Below are 9,754 nucleotides of genomic sequence, written 5' to 3' on the forward strand. Positions count from 1 at the left end.
ATGGACAGGCAAAGTTTGGAGCGGGGGATTATCCGTTATGGAACCCCATCCTACTTCTTTGATATGGATCTTTTGACGGAGAATTTCCAGGCATTCCGAGAGATTCTGGGAGCGCGGGCAGGTCTTTGTTTTGCCATGAAAGCTAATCCGTTTCTGGCGGAACAGATGGCAGAGATGGCGGACCGGCTGGAGGTGTGTTCTCCGGGGGAATTCAAGATCTGCCGGGAGCTCCAGATAACGCCGGAGAAATTGTTCCTCTCCGGAGTGCTGAAGAAAAAGGAAGAAGTGTATGAGATGCTGGAGTACACGAAAGGACAGAGCGCATTTACCGTGGAATCCCCTCAGCAGTTTCAGTATCTGGTAGACTGGTGCGAGGAGAGCCGGCAGACGGTTCCGGTGTATCTGCGCCTTACCAGCGGCAATCAATTTGGTATGGACTGGCAGACTCTTCTGAGTATTGTGGAACTGCGGAAAGGATGTCCTTATGTACAGATCAAGGGGATCCACTTTTTCTCCGGAACGCAGAAAAAAGGGACGGCGAAGATCCGGGAGGAGATCGCTTATCTGGACCGGCGCTGCCGGGAATTGGAGGAAGAGTATGGATTCTCGGTAGAAACGCTAGAGTACGGGCCCGGTCTTTCAGTGGCTTATTTCCAGGGGGAAGAAGACCGGCTGCAAGTGGATCTGCAGGAAACCGCAGAGGCGCTGGAGGCTATGGAGTGGCGGGGAAATGTGATCCTGGAGATGGGGAGAGCCCTGACTGCATGCTGCGGCTATTATCTCACCAGGATCTGCGAAGTCAAGCAAAGTGACGGGAAGAATTATTGTATGACGGACGGCGGTATCCATCAGCTTCACTATGATGGTCAGATCCGGGGGATGTATCTTCCGAAGATCCAGATGATCCCGGGAAGCCAGGAGGCAGATGAACAGGAGTGGACGGTATGCGGAGCTTTGTGTACCGTTAATGATCTGCTGCTTTGCCGTGTGCGGCTGGCGGGACCGGCCATTGGAAAAACACTGGTTTTTGAACAGACAGGAGCCTACTCGGCGACAGAGGGGATGGCTTTGTTTTTAAGCAGGGAACTTCCGGCGGTGGCGCTTTACAGCCGGGATATGGGCTGGAAGCAGATCCGCCGTCGGCAGTCGACTTATCCCTGGACAATGAAAAAGGAGGAAGCAGAATGGAAACATTGTTAATGATCTTAAATGAGATTGACGACAGTATAGAGTATGAGAAGGAGGAGGCGCTGATCACAGGAAGAGTGTTGGATTCCTTTGCTGTGATCACTCTGGTGTCAGAACTGGAAGCGGCTTACGACGTCCGGATCGAGGCGGCGCAGATGACGCCGGAGAATTTCAACTCTGTCCGGGCAATGTGGGAGATGATCCAGAGATTGAAGGGGTAGACAGTTTATGGCGTATCATACAGGACTTTATCTCTTTTTATTCCTTCCGGCCGCTCTGGCGGCTTATCAGATGGTTCCCCAGCGGCACCGCTGGAAGATCCTGCTGCTTTTTGGCTATCTGTTCTTCTATCTGATCAGTGGGGAGCTTTTGCTGTACCTCCTGGGAACAACAGCCTTTACTTATCTGGCCGGGCAGTGGATCGAGAGTGCGAAAAGAAAGAGAAAACGGTGGGTGCTGACCTTGGGAGTAACGGTGCTCCTGGGGGTGCTGGGGTATCTGAAGTACGCGCCGTTTCTTGTAAGGAATCTGAATTTCCTGGCAGAGAAGATGCTGGGAGGAGAGCTTTTTACGGTTCAAAAACTGCTGCTCCCGGTAGGCATTTCCTTTTATACATTGCAGGCAGTGGGGTATCTGGCAGATGTGTACTGGGGGAAGATCAAGGCGGAGACTCATCCGGGAAAGCTGGCGCTTTTTCTGGGATTTTTCCCTCAGATCATGGAAGGTCCAATCAGCATGTACTCCCAGACAGCAGATCAGCTCTGGGAAGGGAAGGCACTTTCGTCCGCAGACTTATGGAACGGCGGGGCGAGGATCCTGTGGGGTCTTTTTAAGAAGCTGGTGATCGCGGACCGTCTCTATATCCCGGTGCGGCAGATCTTTGGCCATTATCAGGATTACGGCGGCCTGATCACGGCAGCAGGAGCGGTAGCGTATACCATTCAGCTTTATATGGAATTTTCAGGCTGTATGGACATTGTGATCGGCAGCGGCCGGATGTTTGGGATCCGTTTGCCGGAGAATTTCCGTCAGCCCTTTGCCTCTGCGGATGCGGCGGAATTCTGGAGGCGCTGGCACATTACTCTGGGAACCTGGCTGAAGACCTATGTGTTTTATCCGGTTTCCATGTCCGGCCCGGTAAAGCGCTGGAATCAGTTTGGTAGGAAGCATTGCGGCAAATATATTACAAAGCTGGGGGTATCGGCCATGGCGCTGTTCCCTGTCTGGCTGTGCAACGGTCTTTGGCATGGACCCAGGTGGAGTTATATTTTCTTTGGTATGTATTATTTTGCCGTCCTGATGACAGAAATCGCCCTGGAACCGGTGGGAAAATTTATCAGGAGGGGGATTCACATCCGGGAGGAAGCATGGTGTTGGCATGGAATAAGAGTATTGAAGACCTGGGCGATCATCTTTACGGGAGAGTTGTTTTTCCGGGCAGATGGTTTCCGGGCCGGACTTGCGATGTTTCTTAGTATTTTCCGGGAATTTTCTCTGGAGCCTCTTTGGGATGGTTCGTTCCTGAAGTTGGGACTTCGGCCTGGAGATTTTTATGCGGCAGCCATTGGGTGTCTGGTAGTGGGAATTTATGGAATGGCCAGGGAGAGAGGATGGATCCGGGAGGCGGCGCTGGAGGAGATGAGGCCTTCTCTTCGCTGGGGACTTTGCTACAGCCTGATCTTGGCGGTAGTGATCTTTGGAGCATATGGAACAGGATATCAACAGGTGGATTTGATTTATGCAGGATTTTAAGAAGAAGTTAAAAACAGGGATCAGAAAACTGGGAGGAGCAGGCGCGTTTACGGGGATCCTGCTGTGTATTCTTCTTTTCCTTTCCCAGGGGGTGGTCAGGCTTGTGAAAGAAGATGCAGGGCTATTGCTGGAAGGAAATAAGAGTATTGCAGGGATCCAGGGAGAGAAAGAACATACCATCGACCTGCTTGTAGTGGGAGACAGTGAAAGTTATACTACAGTCTCTCCCATGCAGCTGTGGCAGGAACAGGGGATCACTGCCTATGTCTGTGGAAAACCGGGACAAAAGATCCAGGAAAGCTACTATGCCTTGAAGACGGCTTTTAAAACACAATCTCCTAAAGTGGTGCTTCTGGAGACAAATGTAATATATCGTTATAAAGGGGATATGGCAGGAATCCAGACCTTGTTGAGTGAACTGCGAAGTTATTATTTCCCGATTTTCCGTTTTCATGATGTGTGGAAACCGCTTCTGACCGGAGAGCGTTATCCAGGCGAAGCATACAAGGGATTTCAGATCCGAACAGGGGTCAAACCTTATCGGGAAGGAAGCTATATGAAAGAGACCACCGAACAGAAGAAGATTGAAAAGATGAACCTGCGCTATATGGACAAGATCATAAAGCTGTGCAGGGAGAACGGGGCGGATCTTTTGCTTTACAGCGGCCCCTCCCCGGTGAATTATAATTTCAGGAAGCATAATGGTCTGGCGGCCTTTGCAAAGAAAAAGGGTCTGACTTATCTGGATCTGAACCTGGAGGAACTGGGGATCAACTGGGAAACAGATACGACGGACAAGGGAGATCATCTGAACCTGTCAGGGGCTGAGAAGGTAACCAGACATCTGGGGAAATTTCTGGCAGAATCCAGGGAGCTTCCAGACCGGCGCGGGATGGAAGGATTTGAAGAATGGGATGAAAACGCAGAGAAGTTTGCCGAAGAAGCAGGACCAAAACTTCTGAAGATCCGTAGCGGAACTGCGAAGAAAGGATAGAAAACCTATGGAGAAGGAACAGATATTGATCATTGAGGACGACCCGGATATCCGGGAAGGGGTGCGTATTCTTCTGGAAAGTGAGAATTATGAAGTCCGGGAGGCGCCGGATGGGGCAAAAGGCCTTGCGGCATTGGAGGAGTCTACGGATCTGGTGATCCTGGACGTGATGATGCCGGGGATGTCAGGGCTGTGTACCTGCCGGGAGATCCGCAAGAGGTCGTATGTCCCGGTGCTTTTTCTGACGGCCAAAGCGCAGGAATCGGACAAGCTGATCGGACTGATGGCCGGCGGGGACGATTATCTGGCGAAACCATTCTCCTATACAGAACTTCTGGCAAGAGTCAAGGCATTGCTGCGCCGTTACAGGGTTTACAGCGGGAAAAAGATTCTGGAGGGGGACGGACAGGAGGAATATCTGGAGGCTGGGGATATCCGCCTTCATAAGGAATATAATCAGGTTTATGTAAGTGGAACGGAAAGAGATCTGACAGAGACAGAATATGGGATCCTGAAACTTTTGATGTCTCACCCGCGGAAAGTTTTCTCGGCCAGAAATCTTTATGAAAGCATTTGGGAGGAGCCTTATTTCTACAACTGTAATTCCACCGTCACTGTGCATATCCGGAAGCTTCGCCTGAAGATAGAAGAGGATCCGCAGAATCCCAGGAGGATCCAGACAGTTTGGGGAAAGGGGTATCGATTCGATGGCAGCGCTTAACAGAAAGGACTCTCTTTCCTTTCTGCTGCTGCGGCTGGTAGCCGGCGCGCTGGCGGCCGGGGTTCTTTTCTTTTATTTTTTGAGTTTCGCGGGAGATTATCTTGTAGTCTGCTGGTATCAGAGCAGTGATTATGTGGAGCGCAGGGAAAGAGAATATACGGAGAACCTGCAGGATTATGTGACAGATAATGAGATCAGCATAAAAGACGGGAAAAAGATCACAGAGTGGGTGAAGGAGCAGAAGATCCTGGCGCTGAAGATCTATCAGGATCAATGGCTGGTCTACGATTCCTATTACCTTCGGGATATGGAAAATCTTACAGAAGAGGAGCGGGAACAGAAGTACAACTCGCGGGAGAACTATTATCCGGTTCGGTTCCCGGACGGAAACGGAGAAGTGGTCTTCTACGGAGCCTATCAGTATCAGTTATATAATTTTGTCATGATCCTGGAACTTTTGGCAGCGTTTTTCCTGTTTCTCGGACTGGTGCTTTGGGGAGTAAGGAGAAAGATGGACTATATCCGCCAGCTGGGACGTGAGATTCAGATCCTGGAAGGCGGGGATCTGGAATATCCGATCACTGTGGAGGGGAAAGATGAACTGGCTGTGCTGGCGAAAGGGCTGGAAGCCATGCGCTGTTCCCTTAAGGAGCAGATGGAGCAGGAGGCGCAGCTTGCGAAGGCGAACCAGGAGATCGTGACGGAGATGTCCCACGATCTGCGGACCCCGCTGACTTCGATCCTGCTGTACACAGAGATCCTGCGGAAAAGGAATGGGATCAGTGAAGAGAAGCTTCAGGAATATCTGAGGAAGATCGATGAGAAGGCCCGGCGGCTGAAACAGTTGTCGGATCATCTCTTCCGATATGCGCTGGTGGCGGGGGAGGAAAGCCCCAGGCTGGAGGAGCCGGAGCAGTATCGGGAGGTATTCTATGATCTGCTCTCGGAGACTTGCAGTTATCTGGAGGAGAAGGAATTTCAGACGGAAGTTCATATAGACTGGGAGGAGAGAAGGATTCGGACAGACAGGACCTATGTTGCCCGTATCCTGGACAATATTACGTCTAATATTGTGAAATATGCAAACAAAAATGAGCCGGTAGTTATTCGCTGTGGTGCCAGCCGCGATACAGTGCGGCTGACCTTTGCAAATGGTGTTGGCATACCGGCAGGAAGGGAGGAGAGTACGGGGATCGGTCTCATCAATGTGAAAAATATGATGGAACGGATGGGAGGGACCTGCCGGACGGAGCAAAGCAGAGAGCGGTTTTCTCTTACGCTGCTGTTTCCCTGTATATGAAATGTTAAAAGCAGCCACACGGGATTTTTGTGTGGCTGCTTTTGAAATGTCAGATTATTCTGTTCGCAGGGCTGTTACCGGATCGCTTTTTGCCGCCTTGCGGGAAGGGATGAGACCTCCCAGCAGAGTCAGGATCACACTTAACAGGATCAGGATCACGGCAGGAACTACAGGCAGGAACGCATTGACGTCGTTGGTGTCCGCAATGTGGTGGATCAGGGCGTTGCCGGGGATCAGGATCAGAAGGGTTGCTCCGATACCGATCAGTCCGGCGCACAGGCCGATGATGAAGGTCTCCGCGTTGAACACCTGGGAGATGTTCTGCTTGGAGGCTCCAATGGCCCGCAGGATGCCGATCTCTTTCTTGCGTTCCAGAACGCTGATGTAGGTGATAACGCCGATCATGATGGAGGATACGATCAGGGAAATGGCCACAAAGGCGATCAGCACATAGCTGATGATGTCGATGATGTCTGTGACAGAGGACATCATGGAGCCCACCAGATCGGTATAGGTGATCACCTGCTCGTCTTTTCCTTCTTCTTCCATCCGGCTGTTATAGTGATCCAGGATGGATACCACCTGTTCCTTGCTCTCGAAATCCAGAGGATAGATGTCAATGGAAGATGGCTCGGCAAAATCCACATAGCCAAGGGTGGTCAGGTTGCCGTCGTAGGAAGCGTCCTGTCCGGAACTCATGGACATCATCAGTTCCGTTAAGTCTTCCCCGGTCATGTTCATCTGGAAGGCCTCCGCGAAAGCGTCTGCATCAACGCTGATGGCATCCTGGAGGGCGCTGCCGATGTTGGACATGGCGCCCCCAAGGGCCTTTGTCATGCCGGAAGCAAGCTGGGTCATCATCTGCTGCAGGGCGGAAGAGATCTGGTCTTTCAGAGCGTCTCCGATGGCGTTGCCGTAGGAGGCCATAGCGCTGCCCATATAGGTTTCCACTGCTTTCATAAGCTGGTCTTCCAGAGCGTCCGTATCTACCGTTGCCGCCAGTCCTTCCGCCAGGCGCCGCTGGCCGTCCTCTGTCTGGAGATACGTAAGGAAGTGGAGACCCATCTGAGTGGGATCCGGTTTGCCCTGCTCTTTGGCATAGGCGCTGTAGCCGGAGACCAGAGCGGAAGATAAGGATTCCATCTGTGCATCGGTGATGGTGACATCAGCGGTTTTGGCGATATCATCTGCCCAGGAATTTACCACAGAGAGACCATCGCCGCTCATATAGGATTCCAGAGCATGGTAGAAGTCATCAACAGTCGCAGGTTCTTTATTGGATAAAGAATTTTTAAATCCCTCTTTGAGATTTGATAAAAGTTTCTGCACCTGTGTGTTGGATACAGTAACGTTGGCAGTCTTTTTTACAATCTCCAGGATTGCCTCTTTCATAACCTTTTTGGCGGCATCTGTTTTCAGATATCCCTCAAAGCTGCTCTGCAGCCCGGAGTAATCCGCTTCCGGGTGTTCCTTCCCATACTGATTAAAACCTTCCATCAGGCTTGCGGCCATCTGACGGAACCCCTCCTGGGAGACGGGGATCTCCATGCTTCCCATCATCTCTTCCAGATCTACCGTGCCAAGATCGGGCAGGTCTATATTCAGATTGCCCAGATCGATCAGGCCGGACAGATCCATGGAATCTCCGGCGCTTGCGAAGACATCCGCGAAGTCAAAAGAACTGGAGAGATCCGAGAAGGCACTTTCATCGAATCCGAAGGCTTCTCCCAGTTTTCCCTCGTCAATGGTGACCAGGGATTCCATATCGAAATCATTTTCGGAACTGTCTTCCCCAAAGGGTTCCCCGGTAAATACATTGATGTCTGGATCTTCCAGCTGCTTTTGTACAATCTGGCTCTCCTGTGCCTGCTGTGCCACATGGCGGGTCAGGGCAGGAGTGTAGCCGATGCCGGAGGTGAGAACGAAGCCGTTGCCGTCTTCTGAGGGCTGTACTACGCCTACGATCCGGATATCCTCTCCTTGTTCCACCAGATCCCGCATGTAGTCAGAGTCGTCCGTCTTGTCAGTCCATACCTTGTACTGACTGTCGTACTGGTAGTAGTCGGAGCTGTTGACCAGCTTGAAGGAAGCGCCAAGCAGGTCTTCATAGGAATAGTCCCCCATATCTTCCGGGGTGTCTACATTTTCTTCATCAATAAACTGCTGGATCATGGCATCCAGCTCATCGGAATCCCGAAGACCCAGGGTGTAGAGCAGAAAATCGCTGATGTTTCCGCTGGAAGTCAGAACGATAACGCACTCGTTATAATTCTGGGGCCAGCGTCCTGCCTTGACGTCGTACTGCCCCTGGTAGAGGTCGGTATTCTCCGGCATCTCATAGAACACATCGGTGCTCATCATGGCGGACATCATGGAATTGGAGCCGCTGGAGGAACCCAGGCCCAGTTCCTCGAAGGAACGGTCAGGGTGTACCTGGCGGACGGAGGAGTCCTCCAGCCGGTAGATCTGAGGCGTGATGCTGTAGGAATATTCAATGGCATGGGTGTATTTTTCTATGCCGCTTTTCCCGCTGTCCAGGTAGGACTTGAGGGCGCCCAGGTCATTGGAATCCATGGTGGAGAACATATTGGTGACCATCTGGATCACGCCTACGTCCCCTTTTTCCGTATCTGAGGCGGAGCCGCCGCCGGTTTCCCCGCCCATCATGGAGGAGAGGTCCAGGCCGGTGCTCTGGATCTGCAGAGGGTATTCGGCCAGGGTGTCGGTCTCAATGGACTTGATATAGGCGTTGACGCCGTTGGACAGAGCCAGGATCAGGGCGATGCCGATGATGCCGATGGATCCGGCGAAGGAAGTAAGAAGGGTACGGGCCTTCTTGGTACGCAGATTGTTAAAGCTCAAAGACAGGGCCGTGAGAAAGGACATGGAGGCCTTCCCCATATTCCGATGTTCCGGCTCTTCCAGAGTGGTCTCGTCGATCTCAAAAGGATTGCTGTCAGAGCGGATCCTGCCGTCCCGCAGGTTGACGATGCGGGTGGAATACGCCTGCGCCAGCTCCGGGTTGTGGGTGACCATGACCACCAGGCGGTCTTTGGCCACCTGTTTTAGAAGGTCCATTACCTGGATGCTGGTCTCACTGTCCAGGGCTCCGGTGGGTTCGTCGGCCAGCAGGATGTCCGGGTCGTTGACCAGGGCCCGGGCGATAGCCACCCGTTGCATCTGGCCGCCGGAGAGTTGGCTGGGCCGTTTGTGGACCTGATCTCCAAGGCCTACTTCATCCAGGGCTTTCTGCGCCCGCTGCCTGCGCTCGGATTTTCCGATGCCGGAGATGGTCAGGGCCAGCTCCACATTTGCCAGGATGGTCTGGTGGGGGATCAGGTTGTAGCTCTGAAAGACGAAACCAATGGTGTGGTTCCGGTAGGAGTCCCAGTCCCGGTCTTTGTATTTCCGTGTGGAGACTCCGTTGATAATAAGATCTCCGCTGTCGTAGCGGTCCAGGCCGCCGATGATATTTAAAAGGGTGGTCTTGCCGGAGCCGCTGGGTCCCAGGATAGACACGAATTCATTGTCCCTTAGATTTAAGCTTACGTCGTCCAGCGCCTTCTGGACCAGGCTGCCGGTGCGGTATTCTTTACAGATGTGTTTGATCTGAAGCATGATGTCTCTCCTTTTCCATAAAACAGTTCTTATTATAAAGAGCGCCGGGAGAATCGTCAACGGAATGCTCATGTACGGTAAGGAAGCAAGCAACCGAAAACAAGAGATAGACCGCCAGCACTACACTATTCCGAACCAAAGACCAAAAGATAAGCATTGTGGGAAAATCTAAACTTTTGGA

At 52.1% G+C, this 9,754-nt stretch carries 7 protein-coding genes and 1 pseudogene; 6 read left to right on the forward strand and 2 right to left on the reverse strand.

The features are described from left to right. From ACML7B_RS01005 to ACML7B_RS01030, 6 genes are read left to right on the forward strand one after another with little or no spacing between them, the layout of a single operon-like run. On the forward strand, positions 1–1,200 hold the full coding sequence (locus tag ACML7B_RS01005; protein WP_418538951.1) for an alanine racemase: 1,200 nt from the start codon (positions 1–3) through the stop codon (positions 1,198–1,200). Next, positions 1,185–1,409, forward strand: coding sequence for an acyl carrier protein (locus ACML7B_RS01010; protein WP_346707867.1), 225 nt, complete (start codon positions 1,185–1,187; stop codon positions 1,407–1,409). Before ACML7B_RS01005 ends, ACML7B_RS01010 begins: the two co-directional genes overlap by 16 nt. A gap of 7 nt (positions 1,410–1,416) precedes the next feature. Then, complete coding sequence (locus ACML7B_RS01015) at positions 1,417–2,940, forward strand: MBOAT family O-acyltransferase (RefSeq protein ID WP_418538954.1); 1,524 nt, start codon at positions 1,417–1,419, stop codon at positions 2,938–2,940. After that, positions 2,927–3,934 carry a hypothetical protein gene (locus ACML7B_RS01020; RefSeq protein WP_418538956.1) on the forward strand — a complete coding sequence of 336 codons (1,008 nt, stop codon included), beginning with the start codon at positions 2,927–2,929 and terminating at the stop codon, positions 3,932–3,934. The genes ACML7B_RS01015 and ACML7B_RS01020 overlap by 14 nt, the downstream gene beginning before the upstream one ends. Positions 3,935–3,941: 7 nt before the next feature. Next, positions 3,942–4,655 carry a response regulator transcription factor gene (locus ACML7B_RS01025; RefSeq protein ID WP_106788855.1) on the forward strand — a complete coding sequence of 238 codons (714 nt, stop codon included), beginning with the start codon at positions 3,942–3,944 and terminating at the stop codon, positions 4,653–4,655. Continuing rightward, positions 4,642–5,955: a HAMP domain-containing sensor histidine kinase gene (locus ACML7B_RS01030; protein WP_346707870.1), complete on the forward strand. Its 1,314-nt coding sequence runs from the start codon at positions 4,642–4,644 to the stop codon at positions 5,953–5,955. The genes ACML7B_RS01025 and ACML7B_RS01030 overlap by 14 nt, the downstream gene beginning before the upstream one ends. Positions 5,956–6,009: 54 nt before the next feature. Here ACML7B_RS01030 and ACML7B_RS01035 read toward each other — a convergent pair whose 3' ends face one another. Further along, a complete protein-coding gene (locus ACML7B_RS01035; RefSeq protein WP_418538960.1) occupies positions 6,010–9,573 on the reverse strand; it encodes an ATP-binding cassette domain-containing protein in 3,564 nt (1,187 codons plus the stop codon). Continuing rightward, positions 9,548–9,754, reverse strand: a pseudogene (locus ACML7B_RS01040) (hypothetical protein); the annotation flags it as partial. The gene ACML7B_RS01035 and the pseudogene ACML7B_RS01040, both read right to left, overlap by 26 nt.

It is taken from the genome of Massilistercora timonensis (genome assembly GCF_048354975.1).
Classification (GTDB): domain Bacteria; phylum Bacillota; class Clostridia; order Lachnospirales; family Lachnospiraceae; genus Massilistercora; species Massilistercora timonensis.

Bases quoted from the DNA above. Each gene is read 5' to 3' on its own strand.
- ACML7B_RS01035 (WP_418538960.1), bottom strand. From the start codon at position 9,573: ATGCTTCAGATCAAACACATCTGTAAAGAATACCGCACCGGCAGCCTG.
- ACML7B_RS01010 (WP_346707867.1), top strand. From the start codon at position 1,185: ATGGAAACATTGTTAATGATCTTAAATGAGATTGACGACAGTATAGAG.
- ACML7B_RS01030 (WP_346707870.1), top strand. From the start codon at position 4,642: ATGGCAGCGCTTAACAGAAAGGACTCTCTTTCCTTTCTGCTGCTGCGG.
- ACML7B_RS01025 (WP_106788855.1), top strand. From the start codon at position 3,942: ATGGAGAAGGAACAGATATTGATCATTGAGGACGACCCGGATATCCGG.
- ACML7B_RS01020 (WP_418538956.1), top strand. From the start codon at position 2,927: ATGCAGGATTTTAAGAAGAAGTTAAAAACAGGGATCAGAAAACTGGGA.
- ACML7B_RS01005 (WP_418538951.1), top strand. From the start codon at position 1: ATGGACAGGCAAAGTTTGGAGCGGGGGATTATCCGTTATGGAACCCCA.
- ACML7B_RS01015 (WP_418538954.1), top strand. From the start codon at position 1,417: ATGGCGTATCATACAGGACTTTATCTCTTTTTATTCCTTCCGGCCGCT.